Genomic DNA, 22,530 nt, shown 5'->3' with positions numbered 1-22,530 from the left:
CCCCGGCCGGGTGGGTCGGGGCGCCGCGCTGAGGAGGTTCGGGCGGGGTCAGGCGGTGGTGGTCAGCTCGGCCACCCGCTCCTCGACCAGTCGGGCGACGGCCCGCAGGTCCGGCTGGCGCAGCACCAGGGGGGCGCGCAGCCGGACGCCGTACTCGTTCTCCAGGGCCTCCAGCAGTCTCGCCGCGGCGAGCGAGTTGCCGCCCGCGGCCAGGAAGTTGTCCTCCGGCCCGAGGTCGCCGCGGCCGATCAGCTCGCGGCAGAGCTTGAGCACGGTGCGCTCGACCGGGGTGCTCCCCTCCTCGCTCGGGGCCGTATCGTGCCGGCCCGCCGCCGGCGCGTCGGCCAGCAGGGCCTGGCGGTCCACCTTGCCGTTGGCGTCCAGCGGGAAGCGCTCCACCAGCCGGACGGCGGAGGGCACGGCCTGCTCGGGCAGCCAGGGGCGGACGGCGTCGAGCAGCGCCGCGGGGTCGGCGCCGTCCTCGGCCCGGACGAAGGCGAGCAGCCGCGCCCCGCCGGTCGGCGCCTGCTCGGCGGCGACGACCGCCCGCCGCACCTTCGGGTCGCGTTCGAAGGCGGCTTCGACCTCGGCGGGTTCGATCCGCACGCCGCTGACCTTGACCTGGTCGTCCAGGCGGCCGTGGAACTCCAGCACGCCGTCCGGTCGCATGACCACCCGGTCACCAGTGCGGTAGACCCGGTCGGTGCCGACCACGCCGGCGGGCGCGTCGACGAAGCGGCGGGCGGTCAGCTCGGGGTCGAGGTACCCGGCGGCCAGGCCTCGGCCGCCGATCCGCAGCTCGCCGGCCGTGCCGCGCGGCACCGGCCGGCCGTCCTCGTCGGTGACCAGGAGGACGGCGCCGTCGATCGGCAGGCCGATCGGCGGGGCGCCGGCGCCGTGGTCGCCGCCGGGGGCCATGGTGTGGATGGTGGTGGTGACGGTGGCCTCGGCGGGCCCGTAGGCGTTGTGGACGGTCGCGGTGACGTCCGGCCCGGGGGCCAGGCGCAGCCGGTCGCCGCCGATCACCAGGTGGCGCAGCGCCAGGCCGGCGGGCCAGGGCCGGCCGAGGACGGGCTCGGCCAGCGGGGTGGGCAGGATGGAAGCGGTGACGCCGGCCTCGCGCCACCAGTCGGTGAGCGCGCCGGTGTCCCAGCGGACCGCCTCGGGGGCGACGACCAGGGCCGCGCCGGAGGTGAGGCCGGCCCACAGTTCCTGCACGTGCGGGTCGAAGGCGACGCCGATCAGCAGGCTGTGCCGCTCCCCGGGGCCGAGGCCGGTCAGCCCGCGGTACCACTGGAGCAGCGCGCCGAGCGCGGGCTCAGTGACGGCGACGGCCTTCGGGGTTCCGGTGGAGCCTGAGGTGAGCACCGCGTAGTGGGTGCCGCCCGGGACGCGTACCTGCTCGCCGGGGTTCAGGGCGGCCACCACACCGGGGGTGGGCAGGTCCAGCGGCAGCCGCTCGCCGCCGGGCGGCAACAGGTCCGGCTCGCCGACCAGGCAGGCCGGGCGGAGCTGCTCGGCGACGGCGCGAAGCCGGCGCTCGCCGGGGCGGGGGCCGAGCGGCAGGTGGACGGCGCCGAGCTTGGCGGCGGCCAGGGTGACGGCGACCAGCGAGACCGAGTGGCCGAGGCAGACGCCGAGCAGGTCGCCCGGGCCGACCCTGCCGCGCAGCGCCTCGGCCACGGTGTCGGCGAGGCGGTCGAGTTCGGCGTAGCTGTGGACCTGCTCGCCGTCGATCAGGGCGGGGGCGTCGGGGGTGCGGTGCACCCAGGTGGTGAACAGGTCGAGCACCGCGCCGTCCTGGTGCGGACGGCCGTAGGCGATGCTCAGGCCCTCGGTGCTCGGGGCCTCGGTGCTCGGGGCCTCGGTGCTCGGGGGCTTGGTGGTGTCAAGGTGTTCCATCATCATCTCCAGCAAGGTGACGCACATGGGTGACGAGACGTCAGTTCAGGCCCATCGAGCGGGCGATGATCACCTTCTGGACCTCCGAGGTCCCCTCGATGATCGTGGTCATCCGGACGTAGCGGTACAGGAACTCCAGCGGGTGCCCGCGCACCCAGCCGGTGGCCCCGTGCACCTGGAGCGAGCGGTCCACCGCGCGCACGGCGGTCTCGGAGGCGGTGAGCTTGGCGAGCGCCGCGTTCTCGGGCGACTCGGTGCCCTCGTCGACCAGTCGGGCGCAGGCGAGGGTGAGCAGCTTGGAGGCCTCGACCTCGGCCCGGGTGGCGACCAGGTGCTCCTGGACGTGCTGGTACTCGCCGATCACCCGGCCGAACGCGCGCCGGTCCTTGGCGTACTCGACACCGATCCGCAGCGCGTGCTCGGCGATGCCGTTGCACATCGCGGCGACCACCAGCCGACCGCGCGAGAGGCTGTCGATGGCGAGGGCGGTGGCCGCGCCGACGCCCTCCTCGCCGCCGATGACGGCCTCCGGGCCGACGGTGACCCCGTCCAGCAGCAGCTCGGACAGCGGCTCCCCGGACATGCCCTCGTACCGCTGGCCGAGCCGCAGTCCGGGCTGGTCCATCGGCAGCACGAAGGCGGTGGCGCCGCCCGCGGGCCCGGCGCCGTCCCCGAGGTCGGTGGCGGCGACGACCAGCGCGATCCCGGCGTGCTCGGCGTTGCTGACGAAGGTCTTGCGGCCGTTGAGCACCCAGCCGTCGCCGGTGCGCACGGCGGTGGTGGCGAGGCGGAACGCGTCGGAGCCGGCGTTCGGCTCGGTGAGGGCGAGGCAGCGGGTCTGCTCGCCGCGCACCAGCGGGACCAGGTGGCGCTCGACCTGTTCGGGGGTGCCGTGCCGCAGCAGCGGGCTGGGCCCGTCGGCGCCGGCCAGCGCGTACGGGGCGAGCACGCAGCCGCTGCGCCCGGCGGCGTGGTGCAGCAGAACGACGGCGGTGAACGGCATGCCGGCGCCGCCGAGTTCCTCGGGGTAGTCGCCCGCGTAGAAGCCGAGGGCGGCGGAGCGCTTGCGGACGTAGCTCCGCAGGTCGGCCGGCACCTGGTCGGCGGTCTCGGGCAACTCGGCTGCCAGCGGGACGAGTTCGCGGCGCACGAAGCTCTCGAAGGCCTCGACGAGCTCGCGGTGGCCGTCTTCCAGGACGGCGGAGGGGGAGCTCACTTGACACCTCCGGTGAGGGCCTTGGCCTGGTCGGCCAGCACGGCGTGGCGGAACAGGGTGCGCAGCGGCGGGCGGCTGCCGAGGTGCGGCTCCAGCTGGGCGGCGAGCTGGGCGGCGAGCAGCGAGTGGCCGCCGACCTCGAAGAAGTGCGAGTCCGCGGTGAAGCGGTCGTGGCCGAGCACCTCGCGCCAGGCGGCGGCGATCAGCCGCTGGCCGGGGTCGGTGAACTCGCTCGGCGTGCTGCCCCCCGCCTCGGGGGCGTCCTGGGCCTCGTCCGCCAGTCGGGCGAGGGCGGCCCGGTCGGGCTTGCCGCCGGGCAGGGTCGGCATCGCGGCGACGGCCGTCCAGCTCGCCGGGACGAGTCCGCCGGGCAGCCGGCGGGCGAGCGCCTCGTGCAGGGCGGCCTGGTCGGGGCGGTCGGAGCCCTCCAGGAAGCCGACCAGGCGGGGGCCGGTCCGCGGGTCGGTGTGCAGCAGCACCGCGCAGGAGCGGCCGCCGAGTTCGGCGGAGGCGGCGGCCTCGATCTCCTCCAGCTCGATCCGGTGGCCGCGGAGCTTGACCTGGTTGTCGGCGCGGCCGAGGAAGCGCAGCCGGCCGTCCAGGTCGCGGAAGCCGCGGTCGCCGGTGCGGTAGACGCGGGCGTCGCCGAGCGCGGGGACGGTCACGAAGCGGGCCGCGGTCGGCTCCGGCAGGCCCAGGTAGCCGTCTGCCACCATGGCGCCGCCGATGGCGAGTTCGCCGACGCAGCCGGGGGCGAGCGGGCGCAGGGTGTCGTCCAGGACGTGGACCAGCACGCCGCCGAGTTCGGCGCCGAGCGGGATCTCGCCGTCCTCGGCGACGTCGGCGGCGGTGACCTCGTACACGGTGGAGGTGACGGTGGCCTCGGTGACGCCGTAGGCGTTCAGCACGGTGGTGGCCTCGGTCAGGCCGACCAGGGCCCGGGCGGGCAGCCGCTCGCCGCCGAGCACCAGCAGCCGGGGCGTCCAGCGGCCGTCGCCCAGCGCCTCGCGCAGGTCCTCGCGGACGGCGAGCAGGTAGCTGGTCGGCAGGTTGGCGACGGTGACGCCGCGGGCGGCCAGTACGGCCACCAGCTCGGGGCCGGTGGGCACCTCGCGCTGCGGCACGACGAGGGCGGCGCCGGCCGCGAGGGCGGGCAGCACCTCCTCCAGGGCCACGTCGAAGGACGGCCGGGCGAACAGCAGCACCCGGTCGGCGGAGGTGAGTTCGTAGCGGTCGACGATCGCGGCGACGTACCCGGCGAGGGCCTCGCGGCCGACCTGGACGGGCTTGGGCACGCCGGTGGAGCCGGAGGTGTGGATCAGGTAGGCGGCGCCGTCCAGGACGGCGGCGGGCTCGGCCTTCGGGAACGCCGGGCCGTCCATCAGCGCCGGGGTGAAGCCCTCGGCGGGCAGCGCGAGCGCGCTCTGCCGGGTGGCCAGGACGAGTGCCGGGTTCAGCCGCTCCAGCAGCAGGCCGAGCCGGGCGGCCGGGTCCTCGGTGGACAGCGGCGCGTAGACGGCGCCGTGGCGCAGGCAGGCGAGCAGGGCGACCACGCTGTCGGTACCGCGCGGCAGCACGGCGGCCACCGGTTGGCCCGGCGCGACCCCGGCGGCGCGCAGCCGCTCGACCAACTCGGCGACCCTGCGGTCGAGTTCGCCGTAGCTGATCCGCTCGGTGCCGGCCATCAGGGCGAGCGAGGCCGGGTCGTGGGCGGCGGCCGGGTCGAGGGCGGCCAGGGCGATCGGGGCGACCGGGGTGGCCTGCGCGGCCTCGGGCGCGGGGTCCAGGTCGGCGATCGGCGCCTGCGGGCGGTCCAGGTAGCAGCGCAGCAGCTCCAGCAGTCGCTCGGAGAGCAGCACCGCGTCGGACTCGCGGAACAGGTCGGCGTCGTAGTCCCAGACCAGGGTCATCCCGGCGGCGCCGTGCTTCTCGCCGACCACCCGGCGGTCGTCGGGCAGCAGCACCAGGTCGAGGTCGAAGCGGGTGGTACCGGTGTTGAAGCCCTCGTACAGCGAGACCTCCAGGCCGGGTGCCTGGACGTCGGGCAGGGCCGCGTCGTGCGCGCTGAACATCACGTTGAACAGCGGGTTGTCGGCGCCGGTGGTGTGCAGTCCGAGCCGGCGGGTCAGCTCCTGGACCGGAAGGTCCTGGTACGGCAGCGCGCGCAGCAGGACGTCGGTCACCTCGTCGACGGCCTCGGTGCCGGGGGCCGTCGGGTCCAGCCGCAGGCGCAGCGGGACCGTGTTGACGAACATGCCGACAGTGCCCTCGAAGCCCTCCGGCCGGTTGCCGACGGCGGTGCCGATCACCAGCTCGCGGTGGCCGCTGTGCCGGCGCAGCAGTTCGGCGAACAGGGCGAGCAGGGTGCTGAACGGGGTGTGGCCGTCCGCCTTGCTGCGCTCGCGCAGCCGCTCGGCCAGGTCGGCGCCGATCGACTGTCGCAACTGGCCGCCGCGGTGGCGCCGTTCGGCGCGCGGCCGGGCCAGCCCGGGCAGCGTGACCTCGCGCGGCGCGTCGGCCAGCTCCCGGGTCCAGAAGTCGAGCCCGCGGTCCCGGGGGAGGTCGGCGGCGGCGCGGGCGTGGTCCTCGTACGAGGGGGCGACGGGCAGCTCGTACGGCTCGCCGAGGACGGTGGCGCGGTAGACGGTGAACAGGTCGCGCAGCAGGATCGCGAAGGAGTGGCCGTCGTGGACGAGGTGGTGCTCGACGTGGATCAGCCGGTGGTGGTCCTCGGCGAGCCGGACCAGGTGCCAGCGCAGCACCGGTGCCCGCCCGGTGTCCAACGGCTCCTCGGCCTCGGCGGCGAGCAGCCGGCGGAAGGCGGCCTCCGGGTCCTGCTCGGTGCTGAAGTCGCTTTGGCGCAGCTCCGGTTCACAGTCCTCGGCGACCCGCTGGCCGGGCAGGCCATCCGGGCTGGGCACCAACTCCAGCCGCAGGCCGGGGTGCTGGGCCAGCACGGCGGCGAGGCCGGTGTGCAGCGCGTCCCGGTCGAGGGTGCCCCACAGGTCGAGGACGGCGGTGAAGTTGTAGGCGCGGCTGCCCGGCAGCATCTGTTCGTGCAGCCAGACGATCTCTTGCGACGGCGTGAGTGCGAACATGGTCGATTCCCTTGTGTGGTGGGCATTGTCGGCACTGCTGTGGCCGGAAGCGGGCGTGGGGTGTTCCCGCGCCGGCCGGTGGGCCGGGCCGCACCTGGGTGAGGTGCGGCCCGGGGCCCGGGGATCCCGTCCGGCGGCGTGCAGGACGCGCGCGGGCGGGCGTGGTGGATCCGATGTGGTGGATCCGGTGTGGGAGTTCGGGGCCCGCGGGGTGGGCCGACAGCCTGGGGCGTGCGGGCGCGGGCGTACGAGGCGGGCTGGTTGGGAACGGGTGGGTTCGACGGGGCGGGCCCGGGAGGGCGGAGCGGGTGCGGGCCGCCCGAGCAGGCGGGGCGTGTTCGGGCGGGCCCCGGAGGGCAGGGCGTGTTCGGGCGGGCCCCGGAGGGCAGGGCGTGTTCGGGCAGGCCCGTTCAGGCCTGCGGGACCGGGGACGGCCGGGCGTGCAGGTGGTGCCGCAGCACGGCGAGCAGTTCACCGAAGGCCGCGTGGGCGTCGGCCTCGGGGAAGCGGTCGCGGTCCCAGGCCAGCCGGATCAGCAGGTCGTCGCCGTTCGAGGCGGAGACGGCCAGTGGCGCGGCGAGCGGGCGCCCCTCCAGGTGGACCTCCCGGCCGGCGGCGCCGCCGAGCACCAGCGGCGGGCGGCGGTGCGTGTCCTCCATGGTGAGCAGGGCGTCCAGGGCGCCCGACCACGGGGCCCCGGCGGTGCGGGCGGCGCGGACCACCTCGTCGAAGGGGGTGCCGGCGTGGTCCAGGTCGTCCCACCAGGCGTCCGCGAGGGCGTCCAGGTCCGTGGACCGCTCCGAAGTCGCCGGGTGCACCAGGGTGTTGAGGAAGCAGCCGAGCACGGTGGGCGCGCCCACCGGTCGGCCGCCCCACGGGTAGCCGAGTGCGAGCCGCCCTCCCCCGGCCTCCGTCCGGTCGGCCCCCGCCGCCCGGTGGGCCCGGTGCAGGGCCGAGCCGACCGCGTCCAGCAGCGCGGGGAAGACGGCGCCGCGGGCGGCGCCCTCGGCGGCGGGCAGCCGCTCGGTGAGCATGCCGGTGGACGTGGCGGCGCTGCCGCCCGCCCCGGTCACGCCGCCCAGCCGCCGGCCCCAGTGGGCCCGCGCGGCGGGGCCACCGGCGGCGTCCTCGGCGACGAGCTGCAGTTCGACGGCCTGCCGGAAGTCGGCCAGCGCCTGGGGCGCGGGCCCGTCGGCCGGCGACTCGTCCTGCTCGTAGGCGGCACTGAGCTCGGCGGTGAGCACGCCGAGCGACTGCTCGTCGCAGGCGGCGTGGTCGAGTGCGAGGGCGAGCAGTTCCTCGTCCCCGTCCGGGGCCGCGGCGACCAGCAGGCGCAGCGCGGGTCCGTCGGCGGGCCAGTCCAGCAGGGCCTCGCGCAGCGCCGCGCGGGCGGTGCCGCCGGGGGCGACGGCGATCCGGGCGGCCTCGGCCGAGGGGCCGCCGGCGCGCAGCACGGGTGTGCCGCGCACGGTCGCGAAGCCGCCGCACAGCGCCGGGTGGTGGGCGGCCACCGCGGCCGCGGCGCGGGCCAGTCGGTCCAGGTCGAGGGTGCCGCGCGGGTAGGCGAACAGCAGCGGGACGATGTCGGTGCGGCTCTGCGGCGCGAGCCGGCGGGTGATCAGGAAGCGCCGCTGGGCGCCGGTCAGCGGGAGCAGCTCCACCGGGGATTCGGCGGCGGCTGAGCGGTACCGGGCGAGGTAGGCGGCGGTGATGCTGGCGTGCACGGGAACGGTCTCCGGTTTCCGGTCGCGGCTCGGGTCGGGGATCGGTCGGGGGGGATCGGCCGGGAAGTCGGCCAGGGGGTCGGCCGGGATTCGGCCGGGGCGTTGCTCAGGTCCGGGTGGTACGGGCGGGCCGACGGTCAGGGCGCACTGGGGCTCACGGCACTCTCCTCGTCGGTGGCGCCCTCGGTGACGCCCTCGGCAGCGTCCTTGCCCGAGGCCTGGCCGCCCGTACGGTCGGGGCCCGGCAGTTCGCGCATCCGGCGCAGCGGCGAGAGCAGCAGCGGCAGCGGCACCAGCAGGAAGCCCGCGGCGCAGAGCCAGAGCGCGGTGCGCGGCCCGGCCGCGTCGGCGACCACGCCGCCGACCAGGGCGCCGATCGGCAGGGTGCCCCACACCAGGAAGCGCATGGTGGCGTTCATCCGGCCGAGCAGCTCCGGCGGGCAGACGCTCTGGCGGAAGCTCACCTGGGCGACGTTGTAGGCCACCGCGCCGAACAGCACCACCCCGGAGGCCAGACCGAAGAGCACCACGCCCGCGCCGCTGCCGGACAGCGGCCACAGCAGCGCGAACGGCGCCGTCACCACGGTGGACACCCAGATCAGCCGGGCCTGGCCGATCCACCGGGCGAGCTGCCCGGCGCACAGCGCGCCGGCCAGTCCGCCGACGGCGGAGACCGACAGCAGTACGCCGATGGCGCCCGGAGACAGGTCGAGCACCCGCACCCAGAACACCGTCTGCACGGCGGTCAGCACCGCGGAGAACAGGTTCGACGTGGCGGTGGCGGTCGCGATCGCCCGCAGCAGCGGGTGGCCGAGCACGAAGCGCACGCCCTCCCCGACCTCGGCGCGCAGCGAGCGCCCCGGCGCGGGTTCCGGTCGCGGCTCCTCGGCCTTGATCCGGACGAGCAGCAGCGCGGAGGCCAGGTAGCCGCAGGCGTCGGCCACGATGGCGAGCGGCGCCCCGAGCAGCTGGACCAGTCCGCCGCCGAGGCCAGGACCGGCGATCTGCGCCGAGGAGCGGACCGTCTCCAGCGCCCCGTTGCCACCGACCAGCTGCTCGCGCGGCAGGACGGCGGGCAGGAAGGACTGGTGGGCGACGTCGAAGAACACCGTCGCCACCCCGGTGACCAGCGCCACGACGTAGAGCTGCGGCATGGTCAGCACCCCGAACGCGGCGGCCGGCGGGATCGACCCCACGGCCAGGCAGCGCACCACGTCGGCCCGGATCAGCACCGGCAGCTTGCGCATCCGGTCCAGCCAGGCGCCGGCCGGGAGTCCGACGAGCAGGAAGGCGGCGGTCTCGGCGGCGGTCAGCAGGCCGACCTGGAACGGCGTGGCGTCGAGCACCATCACCGCCACCAACGGAAGGGCGACCAGGGTGACCTGACTGCCCGTCTGGGCCGCTGCGGCTCCGGTCAACAGGAGCCGGAAGTCGCGGTGGCCGAGCAGGCGGGCCTGGTGGGAGCTGGGCTTCTCGTTCATCGGTGCGACTCTCGGTCACCTCTTCGACACGGGGCAAGCACCAGGTTCGTTTCCGGACGGACCACAGGTCGACCGAATCCCGCCACTCCCCCGACCGGCCCTTGCGCGCTCCTTACGGCGGCCTCCCGTGCTGCCGCGCCGCCCGCGGTGCCCGGCGGCCTAGGCGGCACCGGCCGACGGGCACTCCGATCACCCCCGGGCCCGTCCGTCCATTTCCTTGTCCGATATTCGGACGCAGGTTTTCCAGCCACCGGACGGCGACCTTCAACTTGGCCGGATTCCGTGGAGCGCACCCCCACCGACACCTCATCGTGATACCGGCGTGACCGAAGCGAGCCGTAGAAGGGGATCACCGGGCGGGTAACGAGCCGCCCCCGGAACCCGGCCGCCACCGGAACCCGGCCGCCACCGGAACGGGCCGCCCGGGCCGGGGCCGCGCCGCCGCACGCTTCGACTACCCGTCCGTCTCGGCCCGCGCCCGCGTCCGCACCTGCGTCCGTGCCGGGGCCGGTCCCTGTTCCGACGCGCGCGCCGCCCGGCGGGTGATCGCCAGCAGTGCCATGTCGTCGTCCCTGGGCCCGCCGGTCCACCGCCCGACGTCCGCCACCAGCGCGTCCAGCACCTCCCCCGGCCCGGCGAACGGCCCCAGCGGGGCCAGGCCGAGCACCGGGTCGTAGAACTCCCCCGCCGCGTCCCGGGCCTCGGTGACCCCGTCGGTCACCAGCAGCAGCGTGCACCCGTCCGGAAACGGCCGGCTCTCCGGCGCCGGACGCGCCCCGCCCAGCCCGCCCATCCCCAGCGGCAGCCCCGGGTCCGCCGCGTCCAGCCGGCGCACCGGCGGCGCGGGCCCGCCCGACGGGTACGGGCCCAGCAGGTACGGGCCGGGGTGCCCGCAGTCGAGCGTGCGCACGCTCTCCTCCCCCGGCGGGAACTCGACCAGCAGGGCGGTGATGAACCCCTCCAGCCGCACCTCCTCGCTCATCCGCTCGCTCTCCCGCAGCAGCGAGTCCTCCAGCGTGTCGGCGAGCGCGGACAGGTCCGGCAGCCGGTGGGAGTCCTCCCGGAAGGCGCCCAGCAGCACCGAGACCGCCCCGACCGCGTGCAGCCCCTTGCCCCGCACGTCGGCGATCAGCCCGCGCACGCCGTACGGGGTGACCTGCAGCGCGTACGCGTCCCCGCCGATCAGCGCCTCGTCCTGGGCGGCGCGGTAGCAGGCCGCGACCGACAGTCGCCCGACCCGCGCGGGCGGCTCCGGCAGCACGGCCCGCTGCGCCGCCTCGGCCACCGACCGCACCCGCGCCAACCGCCGGCCGTGCCGGGCCACCACGCGGTTCACCCAGATTCCGAGCAGCGCCGCGAACGCCGTGTTCGCCAGCTCCAGGTAGCCGGCGCCGGTCCCGAGCGACCCGTCCTGGGTGGACAGCACCAGGATGCCCAGGACGTTGGCCGCCCCCACCGCGACGGTGTCCCCCAGCGCCAGCAGCGCCCCCGCCAGCACGGCCGCCGCCGCGAGCAGCGGGTCGCCCCAGTAGTCGGTCGGTTCCAGCGCGTTCCACACCAGCCCGCCGGCGGTCAGCAACCACGGCGCGACCCGCACGTACGGCGGCCACTGCACGGACCTCGGGGCCATCGGCGACCTGGCTTCCGTCTCACCACCATCCGGAAGGACTTCTTCCGATCGTAGTCACGGCCCCGCGAAACCCGCAGGACGGCCGCCCTGGTCCCGCTCCAGGGTTTCTCCTCGAACAGGCCGCGGAGGGGTCAGGCCGGCAGGGTGTCGGCGTAGAGGCCGAATTCCAGGCGTCCCTCCTGGTTGCCGCCGGGTGGCCGCGTCGGCCCCGGCGACTCGTCAACGGTGAGCCGTCAGGAGCCTGCGCTGCCGAAGTGGTTCAGGTCCACACGGGCCTGCAGGAACTCGAGGTACTTGGGGTCGTCCTCTTCGAAGATTTCGGGTCCGCCACCCATATAGGCCCTGATCAGCTCATCCGCAGCTCGGTCGTGGTCGCCCAGCTCGAAGGTGGTCTGGCCCAGTCGAAGGTGGATGTATGGATTGCCGAGTCCGTCAGGGCACTGAGCGGCGTTGTGGAAGCACTTGTAGGCCTTGTCGTGAACACCGCGTCGGAAGTGCACGTCTCCGATCGCGACGTAGATCCAGGTCGAGGCCGCCCAGCCACGGGGATCGCCCGGCAGCAGCCGGAGGGCTTCCACGTAGCGCAGCCTGGCCTCGTCGAGCTCTCCCATTCCGACCAGGGCATCACCCTCCTGACACAGGTCGGTGATCTCGGCACGGACCTCATCGGGCAGTTGCATGGCCGTCCCTGTCATGGCTCGGGGCTTCGTGCGATTGGGCTCCCGCGAAGCCTAGGTGATGCCGGTCGGCCGGTTTCGTCGAGGGGCGTTGGTCGGATGGCCGGTGCGGTGAGGTAGAGGTCACCCACGCAGTCGAGGCCTCCTTCCGGAGAGCCTGCGGGTAGCCCGCTGGGCAGGACGTTGCCCCGAGGGCGGTCGGCCCGTCCCGGTGGAGTACCTCCGGCTCAGTCTCGGCCGGCCACCGGAGGACGGCTCGCAGGGCCCGGCTCCGCGGCGACGGTGATCCTGGGCCGCGCCCAGGCCGAGCTGTTGCACGCCGCCCTCACCGAGTGGCTCCAGATCCGGCACAGGTGAGGACGCGCGCTCACCCGCCGGCGACGAACCGCCCCGCGCCGGGCCCCGTCAGCAGGCCCTCCGGGACCCGGCGTCCGTAGGCCACCAGCAGCAGGTGCTCCGCCCGCCCCTCCACGGTCAGCGGCCCCTCGCCGTGCGACCAGCCCGTGTCCGTCGCCACCAGTCGGACGCCGTCCAGTCGGGCCCCGAAGAACCGCAGGCCGCGTGGGGTGAGGGCGGACAGCAGGGCGGCCGCCCGGGGCAGCGGGAGGCGGGCGGGCAGACCGAGCGCCACGGTGATGTCGAGCCCGTGGACAGCGTCGTGGGCGAGGGCCGCGATCCGGCCGCCGACGGGCGGACGCCAGGGGTGATCGGCGTGGTCGGCCACGGCTGCGGCGAGTTCGCGCTCGCTCATGACGGCCGCGTCGCGGCGGGCGATCCGGTCGGCCATGCGGTGCAGGTTGCCGCCGGAGCGGGCGAGTTCGACGGCCGTGCGCACCGTCGAGTACCGGAAGCCGGTGCTCATGTGCGCCGCCACCTCGCGAACCCGCCAACCCGCGCACAGCGAGGGCGAGTTCCACTGCTCGGGGGTGAAGGCGGCGAACACCCTGGCGAGTTCACGGCGCTCGGCCGCGATCTGCTCGCGGATCCAGTGGAGCTGCCCGGTGTCCTCGTTGCGCGGCACGGTTTCCATGCGTCCAGCCTGCGGCCGGAACCGTACGCCCGTCCAAGAGCGGGAAGTTCTGGCACTTATGATCGGGAGTTATGGAACTGCGGCAGCTCCGGTACTTCGTCACCGTCGCCCAGCACGGCAGCTTCACCCGGGCCGCGCAGCTGCTGCACCTGACCCAGCCCGGGGTGAGCTCCCAGATCCGGCAGCTGGAACGGGAGCTGGGCCACCGACTGCTCGACCGCTCGGGCCGCACCGTGCGGCTCACCCCGGCCGGCGAGGCGGTGCTGCCGCACGCCCGGGCGGCCCTCGCCTCCGCGGCGGCGGCCCACCGCGCGGCCCAGGAGTCCGGCGGACTGCGGCGCGGGCACGTACGACTGGGCATGGTCGCCGGGGCGGCCCTGACCCCGCCGTCCGGGCTGGGGACCTTCCCCGGGCTCGCCACCACGCTCGCGGCGTTCCGCCAGGAACACCCCGGCATCGACTTCTCACTCGCCGAGGACACCACCGCGCGGATGCTCACCGCCCTGCGCGAGGGCAGGCTGGACCTCGCCGTCATCGGCCTGCCCGCCCCGGCGAGCGGGCGGGAGGGCGACGACGGCTGGTCGGCGCTGACCGGGCTCGCCCTGCACACGGTGCTGGAGATCCCGCTGGTCGCGGCCTGTGCGGTGGGGCACCCGCTCGTGGGAGGCCCGGGTCCTGGTCCCGGCCCCGGCCCTGGCCCTGGCGACGCCTCGGGCACGGTATCGGGCCCCGGCCCTGCCGGCGGCTCCGGCGGTTCCGGCGGCTCCGCGCCCGGCTGGCGGTCGCTGCCGGTCGCCGCGCTCGCCGGGCACGCCCTGCTGAGCACCCCGCGCGGCACCGGTCTGCGCACCGCGCTGGAGAGCGCCCTGGCCGAGGCCGGTGTCGAACCGGCGGTCGGCGTCGAGGCGGCCGCGCCACCGCAGTTGGCCGAACTCGCCGCGCACGGCCTGGGGGTGGCCGTCGTACCGGACCCGGGCCCGGTGCCGGGTCTGCGGGTGCGCCCGCTGACCGACCCCGTCCCCCGGGTCCGGATCGCGCTGGCCTGGTCGACCGGGCAGCCCGCCTCAGCGCCGACCGCCGCCCTGGTGGCACACCTGCGGCAGGCCTACCCCGGGCCTGCCGCCGCTCAGCCTCCGGCCGGCACCGCCGCTCCGCCGGTGGCGGGCAGCACCGCCGCGCCATCGGCGACGTGCAGCAGCGCGTCCGCGCCGTCGAGCACCTCCCGGTCGAGCGGGAAGTAGCCCTGCCGCGGGACGGTGTCGGTGCGCGTACGGGCTTCGACCGGCAGTGCCGTGTCCGTCAACTCCCAGACCGCACCGCGTGCTTGCAGGTGGGACTCGTACGTCCCCGGTGCCGGCTCGGCCAGCCCGATCGCCTCGCTGCGCCCCAGGCTCCCGGCGACGAAGGCGTACCGCTCGCCCAGCAGCGCGGCCACGATGCGGCCCGCCCCCGACCACCGGCAGTCGAGTTCGCCGAACGACCAGGCGCTTGGGTTCCGTTGCAGGTGCAGGTTGTGGGAGAAGACCAGGGTCGGTCCGCGCCGGGCCTCGACCGTGCGGATGTCGAGCAGGTTCCGCGCCATCAGCGCGTCCCGCACGCCGGACAGGGCGCTGATCCGGTCGCTCGCCGTGAGGCCCGGGACCGCCGACTGCGCGTGGTAGCGCAGCAGTCCGATCCCGGCGGTCAGCCGGGTGCGGGCCGCGCACCACTCCGCGGCCGAGGTCGCCGCGATCAGTTCCGTTGCCCGCATGTCAAGTTGGAGGAGGAGGTCGTCGGCGAGGCAGCGCAGCCGCGCCGCCTCGGCGGTGCCGCCGGGCGACTGTTCCGGGTCCATCACCGCCTCCGTGCGGCTCCAGCGCTCGTCCTCACCCACCAGACGGGCGATTTCGAGGTCGAGGTCGAGGCCGAGGTAGTCGCGGGCGTGTTCGAGGTAGCGGCGCGGGCTGGGTGCGCTGGTGGTCTCGGTCGGGATGTCGAAGCCGTGCAGGGCCAGTCGCTCGCCGGCCGGCCGTTCCCGGTTGAACTCCCTCATCCAGGCGACGAGTCGGCGGTTGGGTTCGAGGTCCCCGAAGCCGTGGGTGAAGCCGTCCCGCATCACCGAGTCGAGGGTGCCGACACCCTCCCGGACGTAGGCGTCCACGGCGAAGGCGGCGACCCGGTCGGTCTCCAGGGCGATCGACCGGAAGCCCCGGTCGACCAGTCGGGCGAACAGCTCGTTGCGGACCAGCCCGAATGCCGGCTCCTGGTGGGTCGGCTCACCGAGGCCCAGAAGCTCGCACGCCGGGGTGACGAAGTCATGCATGTCCTGGTTCATGGACCTCAAGCGTATCCTTGAAGGAACGGTTGAGACTTTTCCCGTCACCGGCGCTCGGCGACGGCAGAAAGCCTCAAACGGCCCCGAACGATCGATCGGCCCCGCACGCCCAACCGGCCCGGAACGGGAGACGACCATGCGACCCGCCGACCTCGCGCGCGAGCACGGCATCTCGACCCAGGCGATCCGCAACTACGAGCGCGACGGCTGCCTCCCGCCCGCCGAACGCACGCCCACCGGGTACCGGATCTACACCGAGCAGCACGCGGCCGCCCTACGCGCCTACCTCGCCCTCGTCCCGGCGTACGGGCGCGCGGCCGCCGCCGCGGTGATGACCGCCGTCCATGCCGACCGGATCGGCGACGCCCTCACCGAACTCGACCGGGGCCACGCCCAGTTGCTGCGCGACCGGGAGACCCTCGCCACCGTCCGCGAAGCCGTCGGCCACCTGACCGGCGGCACCCGCCCGACCGGCAGCACCCACCTGACCGGCAGCACCACCGCCGGAACCGAACTTCCCGCGCTGCCCGGCCCGCGCTCCGTCGGCGAGGTCGCCCACCGGCTCGGTGTCACCCCCGCGACCCTGCGGGCCTGGGAGGCCGCCGGCATCCTCGCCCCCGCCCGGGACCGCGCCACCGGCCACCGCCGCTACCTCCCGTCCGACGTCCGCGACGCCGAACTCGCCCACCTGCTCCGCCGGGGCGGCTATCTGTTGGACCGCATCGCCGCCGTCCTGCGGCAGATCCGCACGGCGGGCGGCACCGGCGAGCCGGCCGCCGCCCTCGACGGCTGGCAGCAGCGCCTCACCACCCGGGGCCTGGCGATGCTCACAGCCTCGGCCCGCCTCGACGACTACCTGAGGCTGCGCCCCGAGACGCCCCGACGGGGTTGACCTCCGTCCTCGCCGTCGAGCGGGTCGTGGCCGCCGTCGAACCCGCCCAGCACGGCGGTGGCCCGGAAGCCCTCCTCGTCCCGTTCCACCCCGGAGCGATCCGGACCCACCGGTGTCGGTGACGGTCGGTAGGGTTCCTTCGCGTCACCACCCACCACCCGCCACGCGAGACCCGCCGTACCGTTCGGAGGACCCCTGTGCCCGCGCTCCACGACTTCGCCACCTGGGAGCCGCTGCTGACGCACCTCCGGGCCGTGCGTCCCGACCGCACCCGCCCCGTGGTGGGAAGCATCAGCCGGACGGGGTGGAGTCTGCCCCTGAGCGAGCAGCGGTCCGTCGGCCGGGCCGTGGCGCCGGTGCAGCGCGCACTCGTGGAGGCCGGCAGCCCCGAGGCGCTGTTCGTGGCGGACGTCTCGCCGGACGGGCAGGCGGTCCTGCACGTGTTCGGCACCAGCCCCGCCGTGGAGTACGGCCTCCGGAACCCGAGCCCGGGCACGCCGTCGGACCTGCCCGACAGTTGATCCCACGCCTGTGATCTCGTCCGGACTCCCGGGATCCGCCGGGAGAGTCCGACCCAGCTCCCGGCCCCCACTCACCGTGCCCGTACGATCACACCGGGCCGCCGAACGATTGTTCTGTCTCCTTGAAAACCAAACCGGTAGGTACGTATCTTACGAGCCCTGAGCAGCCCACCCCGCCCGCCACCGGTCCCTCGGAGTGCTCCCCATGACTCTGCTTGCCTCCCGCACGCCCACGCCCGCCCTCGCCATCGAAACGGACTCCGCGCCCCTCCTCGACCCGGCCGCACCAACAACCCCGGCGCCCTGCCCGACCAGTACCGTCGCCAAGGAGTACGTCCACCGGGTCTGCAGCGCCGAGGTCTTCCTCACCGGCAGCGAGCAGCTGACGGCCACCGCCTTCACCGTCACCGCGCGGTGGCCGCGCGCCCACACCTTCTTCAGCACCCCGGACGGCACCCGGCACGACCCGCTCCAAGCTGCTGAAACGATTCGCCAAGCCGGGCTCTACCTCGCCCACACGCGGTTCGGCGTACCGCTCGACCACAAGTTCATGATGTGGAACCTCGACTACACCACCCGCCCGCACCAGCTGCTCATCGGTGCCGCGCCGACCGACCTCACCCTCGACGTCCAGCTCCTCGCCCGGCCGCGCCGCTCCGGCACCGCGGTCGACTTCACGCTGGAAACCGTCGTCCGACGGGGCCCGCAGCTCGCCGCCACCGGGCACACCCGCTTCACCACCGTCCCGGACTCCACCTACCAGCGGCTGCGCCAGGGACGCCACGACGCCGAGCACCCGTCGGCACCGCTCGTGACCGCCGAACCGCTCCCGCCAGCCCGGGTCGGCCGACTCCGCCCGTGCGACGTCGTGCTGACCCCGGCGGACGCCCCCGGAAGCTGGCACCTCACCCCCGACTTCCGGCACCCGACCCTCTTCGACCACGCCAACGACCACATGCCCGGCATGGTGCTGCTGGAGGCGGCCCGACAGGCGGCCAACGCGCTGATCAGCCCGGCCACCATCACCCCGGCCGCCGCGGCCACCACCTTCCACCGGTACGCCGAACACGACGCCCCCACCACGATCACCGCCCGGCACACCCCCGGTGACACCCCGGACGCCGTCACCATCACGGTGACCGGCCACCAGCACGGCAAGCCGATCTTCACCACCGTGCTCACCGACCACCCGGACCACCACTGACCCGGCCACCACCGACCCCGCTACCACCGCCGCACCGCCCGAACGGCCCGCCCGACCCTCCCGGTCCGGCGGGCCGTCCACATGCCGACGGCTTGCCCGGTTCGCGACTGGCCGGACGAGGAACGCTGGACGAGGCGCACGGGTCAAACGATCGGCGCACGCTGCACGAACTCACCCGGGACGCCCACCTGGCCGAGGCCGTCGAGCTCTCCCCAGGCATCCGCGCCCGATACGGGAACCCGCGCCCGCCCGAGATGAGCCGATCCGGCTGCAGAACTCTCCGCGCACCCAATCACATGCGGCCGACAACACTCACTGTCACCTCGTCACAGAGCTTGGACCAGAACCCGTTCTCATGGCCATCGACCACGGCCCGGGCGAGGCGCCTCCCGAAGTGGTGTGCACCTGCCGCCAGGCCTCGTGACCAGGTCCAGCCGATCCATCGTCACTGTTCCGTCGGCGGCTTTCCCAATCGGCCGAGGGAACGGTCCGGCAGCGTGAGGAGAAAGAGCAGAGCCGCTCCACCGAGCATGAACAGCGCGAGGTGGTGCAGCCCACCCGTGGTGGCGCCGTGCGGGAAGAAGGCGGCGTTCGCGGCCGAGGCCGCCATGGCCCCGAGGTACATGAAGGTGCGCAGCAGCCCGGCCGCCGAGGCGATGGCGGCCGGGTCGGCCTGGTGGTAGAGAGCGGTCTGGGTGCCGAGCCCGATCAGCCCCTGGGAGGCGCCCGCCAGTACCCCGACCGCGATCAGCAGGGCGCCCGGGCTGCTCGCGTGCACCAGCAACAGGGCGGCGCAGGAGGCGATCTGGCAGACGGAACCGACCAGCAGCTTGCCGCGCACGCCCGGGCTGCGGCCGCTGAGGCCGGCGGCCGTGAGCGCGGTCAGCGAGAGCGGCAGCAGCACCAGTCCGGTGGTGGCGGCCGACAGGCCGCGCCCCTCCTCCAGCCACTGGGTGTAGCCGTAGAGGAAGGCGTAGACAGCGGTGTAGCCGAGGACCTGGCGCAGGTAGGTGGCGATCAGCGGGCGGTTGGCGGCGAGCGCCCGCAGGTCGATGAAGGGGTTACGGGCCCGCCGCTCGCGGACGGTGAAGGCGACGGCCGCCAGGACGGCGAGCGCCGGCAGGTACCAGCGCGCCGGGTCGGGCGTCATCAGGAACAGCATCAGGGCGAGCAGGAGGACGGCGAACAGTGCGATCCCGGCGTGGTCGAGGCGCTCCGGGCGGGCGGGGCCTTCGGGGCGCTCCGGACGGGCGGGGCGCTCCGGGCCGTCGGGGCGCTCCGGGCCGTCGGGGCGGTCGGGGCCGTCGGGGCGGTCGGGGCCTTCAGGGCCTTCGGGACGGTCGGGACGGGAGCCGTTGTCGCCGTCGGGGTGGCGCTCGGTGACGGGCAGCCGGGCGGCGCCGAGCGCCAGACAGGCCAGCGACAGCGGGACGTTGACGGCGAAGACCGTCCGCCAGCCGCCCGCGCCGATCAGCAGCCCGCCGAGTGTGGGGCCGACCACGGCGACGGTCTGGTTGGCGACGGCCAGGACCGTCAGCACCCCGGTGGGGCTGGACCGCCCGGTCCGCTCGGCCTCGCCGCGGGTCAGGTGCATCGCGGCGGGGTAGGCCGCGGAGGTGCCCAGCCCGAGCAGCACCCGGGCGGCGATCAGCAGCCCGAGCGACGGGGCGAGCGCGCCGAGCAGCCCGGCGAGGCCGACCAGCGCCGTCCCGGCGAGGTAGAGCCGGCGCGGGCCGTGGGTGTCCACCAGCCGCCCGATCACCGGCTGACCGACGGCGGTGGCCAGGTAGAGCGCGGTGACCAGCCAGGCGGTCTCGGCGGGCGGCGCACCGAAGGCGGCGCCCACGGGCACCAGGGCCACCGCGATCATCGACGAGTTGATCGGGTTGAGCACCGAGCCGAGCACCATCGGTGCGATCAGTCGGCGGTCGAACCCGCCGTCCTGAGCGGGCTGCGGACGGCGGGGAAGGAGCCGGGCCAGCAGAGCGGCCGGGCCGGTCATCGCCGGTTCAACCGGTCCATCAGGGCCAGTGCCTCCAGCATGGTGGCACGCTCGGCCTCGGTGTAGTGCTGCGCCATGGCCATAGTCAGCCACTCCTGGCGGGCCTGGCGGCTGTCCGCGACGTACGCCAGGCCGGCCTCGGTGAGGCTGACCAGCTGACGGCGCCCGTCCTCGGGGTCGGGGCGCCGTCCGACCAGTCCGTGCTGTTCGAGCGCGGCGAGGGTGGCGGCCATCGACTGCGGACGGACCCGCTCGGCGGCGGCCAGCGCACTGGCGGAGGCCGGACCGTCACCGATCAGCCGACTGAGCACGGCGGTCTGGGACGGGGTCAGGTCGCTGGAGCCGCCGGTCTCCCGGAGGGTGCGGCGCAACCGGCTGAACACGGCGCGCAGCTCACGGGCGGCCGACGCCGCAGTGTCGGGAACCACGGAGGCGCCGGTCCGGGCGACCTCCGCGGGCTCGGCGGATCCCGTGAACTCGGCGGTCTCGGCGGTCTCGGCGGACGCGACAGGCTCGGGCGGGGCGTTGCGGGCCGCGGTGGCGGCGCGGGCGGTTCGCTTCACGGTCACGGCTCCACGGTAGTTTCATCAGTCTGGACTGTACAGTCTAGACTGAAGGATTCTCCGGAGCCCCGGACCGGATAATGACGGCATGATCGACAAGCAGCTCCGCGTCGTCCTCGCCGAGGACTCGGTGATCCTCCGGGACGGCATGGTCGAACTCCTCACCGCCCGGGGATGCGCCGTGGTCGCCACCGCCGGGACGGCGCCCGAGCTGGTCGCCGCCGTCACCGGGCACCGGCCCGACGTGGCCGTGGTGGACATCCGGATGCCGCCCACCCACACCGACGAGGGCATCCGGGCCGCGGTGGAGATCCGGGCCGCGCTGCCCGAGGTCGGCATCCTGGTCTTCTCCCAGCACGTCGAGACCGCCTGGGCGGCCCGGCTGCTGGCCGACGGCGCCGCCGGCATCGGCTACCTGCTCAAGGAACGCGTGGCCCGCACCTCCGAGTTCGTGGACGCCCTGCACCGGGTCGCCGCGGGCGGCACGGCCCTCGACCCGGAGATCGTCGACGGCCTGATGCACGGCGGGCGGCGCAACCGGGTGGACGCGCTCACCCCGCGCGAGCGGGAGGTGCTGGAGCTGATGGCGCAGGGGCACTCCAACCGCTCGATCGCCACGCTGCTGGTGGTCTCGGAGCGGGCGGTGGAGAAACACGTCGCCGCCGTGTTCGGCAAGTTCGAGCTGCCCGCGACCGACGCGGACAACCGGCGGGTCAAGGCCGTGCTCGCCTACCTCGCGGAGAGCGGCGCCTGAATCGGACGCGGCCCCGAGGGCTCGGGCCCGTGCCCGCCCGTCAGAGCCGGCCGGGCAGGTCGGCGCTGACCACCGTCGGCCCGCCGGCCGGGCTGTCCACCCGCAGCCTTCCGTCCACGGCCGCGAGCCGCTCGGCCAGGCCGGCCAGCCCGGTGCCCGTCCCGATCGCGGCCCCGCCGTGTCCGTCGTCGCGCACGGTCAGCCGGACCCTCCCGTCGGCCGCCGTCACGCTCAGCTCCGCCGACCGCGCGCCGCTGTGCTTGGCCACGTTGGTCAGCAACTCGGCCGCGCAGAAGTAGACGGCCCGCTCGATCACCTCCTCGGGACGCTCCCGCAGGTCCAGCCGGACGTCGACCGGCACCGGCGAGGTGGCGGTCAGACCCGGCAGCGCCTCGGCCAGTCCGCCGTCCAGCGCCACCGGGTGGATGCCCCGGGTCAGCCGACGCAGGCCGGTGATGGTGTCGTCTGCCTGCCCGCGAGCCCGGTCGAGCAGGGTGCGCAGCCGCCCGAGGTCGGGCCCGGCCGCGCCGAGCGGGCCGCTCCTCCCGGGGCCGGCCCGGCCCGCCGCCCCCTCACCCACCGCGGTCTCATCCACCGCGGTCTCACCCACCGGGCCGTTCCCCAGCGCGTCGTCGGCCAGGGACAGTGTGATGGCGAGCGCGACCAGTTGCGCCTGGGTGCCGTCGTGCAGGTCGCGTTCCAGGCGGCGCAGCCGATCGGTGCTGTCGGCCAGCAGGGTGGCCCGGGCCTCCTCCAGCTGACGCACCCGCTGCTGCGAGCGCACCGGCCCGAGCAGGGTGCGGGCCAGCGTACGGTCCGCCCCGGCGAGCGTTCGCACCACGGCGGGGACGACGGCCAGCACCGCGAGGCCGGCCGGGATCGCACTGAGGTCCAGCAGACCGGTCGACCTCGGGCCCGGCTCCATCATCCGCGCCCAGAGCGGGAAGCCCACCAGCCAGACGCTGCCGAGCGGCAGTCCGACCACGGCGAGGAAGCCGAGCACGCCCAGCGGCAGCCGCAGGAGCAGGTAGAGCAGCGTCCGCCAGGCCGCCGGATCGGTCAGCACCGCCCGGCCCCGGGCGAACGCCCCGGACGGACGCGGCAGCGGCGGCGGTGCGGGCACCTCCTCCCCGAGCAGCCGCCCGACCAGCCACCGGTGCAGCCCGCCGAGCCGCGTCGCCCCGAGCAGCGCGGCGACCACGAAGGGCAGGCCCAGCACGGTGAGCGAGAGCAGCGCACCGGCGTAGAGGACGGCGACCGCGTACACCCCGCCGAGCACCCCGAGCGGCAACCCGAGCACCGCGAAGGCCAGTTCACCGCCGCGCACCGACCGATACCGCTGCCGCTCAGCCACCATCCACCTCACCACTCACCCGCCGACCGGCCCCCAGCATCCACCAGGAACCACGGGCACCACGGGAACCACCCACTCACCTGCCCTTCCTCGCTCACGACCCACCGGACAGCCGGTCCACCGACACCGTGCCCGGCCCACTTCCCCGGCCCGCCGTGCGCGGCCCGC

17 protein-coding genes are annotated in these 22,530 nt (G+C 75.2%); 5 read left to right on the top strand and 12 right to left on the bottom strand.

Annotated elements, in window-relative coordinates; genetic code table 11:
• Window positions 1-48 precede the first annotated feature (48 nt).
• The 8 genes from ACWDBB_RS16340 to ACWDBB_RS16305 all read right to left on the bottom strand — a co-directional run bounded on the left by ACWDBB_RS16340 (window position 49) and on the right by ACWDBB_RS16305 (window position 12,758).
• A complete protein-coding gene (locus ACWDBB_RS16340; protein WP_449790204.1) occupies window positions 49-1,929 on the bottom strand; it encodes an AMP-binding protein in 1,881 nt (626 codons plus the stop codon).
• Window positions 1,930-1,942: 13 nt separating this feature from the next.
• Entirely contained in the window at window positions 1,943-3,118 is a 1,176-nt protein-coding gene (locus ACWDBB_RS16335; RefSeq protein WP_449790203.1) for an acyl-CoA dehydrogenase family protein, read from the bottom strand.
• Complete coding sequence (locus ACWDBB_RS16330) at window positions 3,115-6,216, bottom strand: non-ribosomal peptide synthetase (protein ID WP_449790202.1); 3,102 nt, start codon at window positions 6,214-6,216, stop codon at window positions 3,115-3,117. The genes ACWDBB_RS16335 and ACWDBB_RS16330 overlap by 4 nt, the downstream gene beginning before the upstream one ends.
• 410 nt (window positions 6,217-6,626) lie before the next feature.
• Window positions 6,627-7,940, bottom strand: coding sequence for a non-ribosomal peptide synthetase (locus tag ACWDBB_RS16325; RefSeq protein ID WP_449790201.1), 1,314 nt, complete (start codon window positions 7,938-7,940; stop codon window positions 6,627-6,629).
• Window positions 7,941-8,077: 137 nt separating this feature from the next.
• Window positions 8,078-9,421 carry an MFS transporter gene (locus ACWDBB_RS16320; RefSeq protein ID WP_449790200.1) on the bottom strand — a complete coding sequence of 448 codons (1,344 nt, stop codon included), beginning with the start codon at window positions 9,419-9,421 and terminating at the stop codon, window positions 8,078-8,080.
• Between the two features lie 454 nt (window positions 9,422-9,875).
• Window positions 9,876-11,051, bottom strand: a complete 1,176-nt coding sequence (locus ACWDBB_RS16315) for a PP2C family protein-serine/threonine phosphatase (protein WP_449790199.1) — start codon at window positions 11,049-11,051, stop codon at window positions 9,876-9,878.
• Between the two features lie 233 nt (window positions 11,052-11,284).
• Window positions 11,285-11,731, bottom strand: a complete 447-nt coding sequence (locus ACWDBB_RS16310; protein ID WP_449790198.1) for a tetratricopeptide repeat protein — start codon at window positions 11,729-11,731, stop codon at window positions 11,285-11,287.
• A gap of 364 nt (window positions 11,732-12,095) precedes the next feature.
• Window positions 12,096-12,758 (bottom strand): maleylpyruvate isomerase family mycothiol-dependent enzyme, encoded by a 663-nt coding sequence (locus ACWDBB_RS16305; RefSeq protein WP_449790197.1) that lies wholly within the window; start codon window positions 12,756-12,758, stop codon window positions 12,096-12,098.
• A gap of 71 nt (window positions 12,759-12,829) precedes the next feature.
• On the opposite strand from ACWDBB_RS16305, the gene ACWDBB_RS16300 reads away from it, so the two are divergent.
• Window positions 12,830-13,999, top strand: coding sequence for a LysR family transcriptional regulator (locus ACWDBB_RS16300; RefSeq protein ID WP_449790196.1), 1,170 nt, complete (start codon window positions 12,830-12,832; stop codon window positions 13,997-13,999).
• Here ACWDBB_RS16300 and ACWDBB_RS16295 read toward each other — a convergent pair.
• A complete protein-coding gene (locus ACWDBB_RS16295) occupies window positions 13,885-15,072 on the bottom strand; it encodes an erythromycin esterase family protein (protein ID WP_449790195.1) in 1,188 nt (395 codons plus the stop codon). The genes ACWDBB_RS16300 and ACWDBB_RS16295 overlap by 115 nt on opposite strands.
• Before the next feature lie 136 nt (window positions 15,073-15,208).
• Here ACWDBB_RS16295 and ACWDBB_RS16290 point away from each other — a divergent pair, with 136 nt between their 5' ends.
• The 3 genes from ACWDBB_RS16290 (at window position 15,209) to ACWDBB_RS16280 (ending at window position 17,689) form a co-directional block, all read left to right on the top strand.
• Window positions 15,209-15,964, top strand: coding sequence for a TioE family transcriptional regulator (locus ACWDBB_RS16290; protein ID WP_449790194.1), 756 nt, complete (start codon window positions 15,209-15,211; stop codon window positions 15,962-15,964).
• 197 nt (window positions 15,965-16,161) lie between these two features.
• Window positions 16,162-16,485 (top strand): hypothetical protein, encoded by a 324-nt coding sequence (locus tag ACWDBB_RS16285; protein ID WP_449790193.1) that lies wholly within the window; start codon window positions 16,162-16,164, stop codon window positions 16,483-16,485.
• Window positions 16,486-16,690: 205 nt separating this feature from the next.
• Window positions 16,691-17,689 carry a ScbA/BarX family gamma-butyrolactone biosynthesis protein gene (locus tag ACWDBB_RS16280; protein WP_449790192.1) on the top strand — a complete coding sequence of 333 codons (999 nt, stop codon included), beginning with the start codon at window positions 16,691-16,693 and terminating at the stop codon, window positions 17,687-17,689.
• Window positions 17,690-18,134: 445 nt separating this feature from the next.
• Here the strand turns inward: ACWDBB_RS16280 and ACWDBB_RS16275 are convergent, their stop codons facing one another.
• Together ACWDBB_RS16275 and ACWDBB_RS16270 are read right to left on the bottom strand one after the other, a co-directional pair.
• Window positions 18,135-19,691: an MFS transporter gene (locus ACWDBB_RS16275; protein ID WP_449790191.1), complete on the bottom strand. Its 1,557-nt coding sequence runs from the start codon at window positions 19,689-19,691 to the stop codon at window positions 18,135-18,137.
• The gene (locus tag ACWDBB_RS16270) at window positions 19,688-20,260 is read right to left on the bottom strand and encodes a MarR family winged helix-turn-helix transcriptional regulator (protein ID WP_449790190.1); all 573 of its coding nucleotides are present in this window, start codon (window positions 20,258-20,260) and stop codon (window positions 19,688-19,690) included. Before ACWDBB_RS16270 ends, ACWDBB_RS16275 begins: the two co-directional genes overlap by 4 nt.
• A gap of 82 nt (window positions 20,261-20,342) precedes the next feature.
• On the opposite strand from ACWDBB_RS16270, the gene ACWDBB_RS16265 reads away from it, so the two are divergent.
• Window positions 20,343-21,008 carry a response regulator gene (locus tag ACWDBB_RS16265; protein ID WP_449790189.1) on the top strand — a complete coding sequence of 222 codons (666 nt, stop codon included), beginning with the start codon at window positions 20,343-20,345 and terminating at the stop codon, window positions 21,006-21,008.
• Between the two features lie 40 nt (window positions 21,009-21,048).
• Here the strand turns inward: ACWDBB_RS16265 and ACWDBB_RS16260 are convergent, their stop codons facing one another.
• Window positions 21,049-22,365, bottom strand: a complete 1,317-nt coding sequence (locus ACWDBB_RS16260; RefSeq protein ID WP_449790188.1) for a sensor histidine kinase — start codon at window positions 22,363-22,365, stop codon at window positions 21,049-21,051.
• Window positions 22,366-22,530 lie beyond the last annotated feature (165 nt).

Source organism: Kitasatospora sp. NPDC001095 (assembly GCF_053598615.1).
The sequence above is the reverse complement of the archived record's forward strand: the minus strand, read 5'-3'. Positions and strand labels throughout refer to the sequence as shown.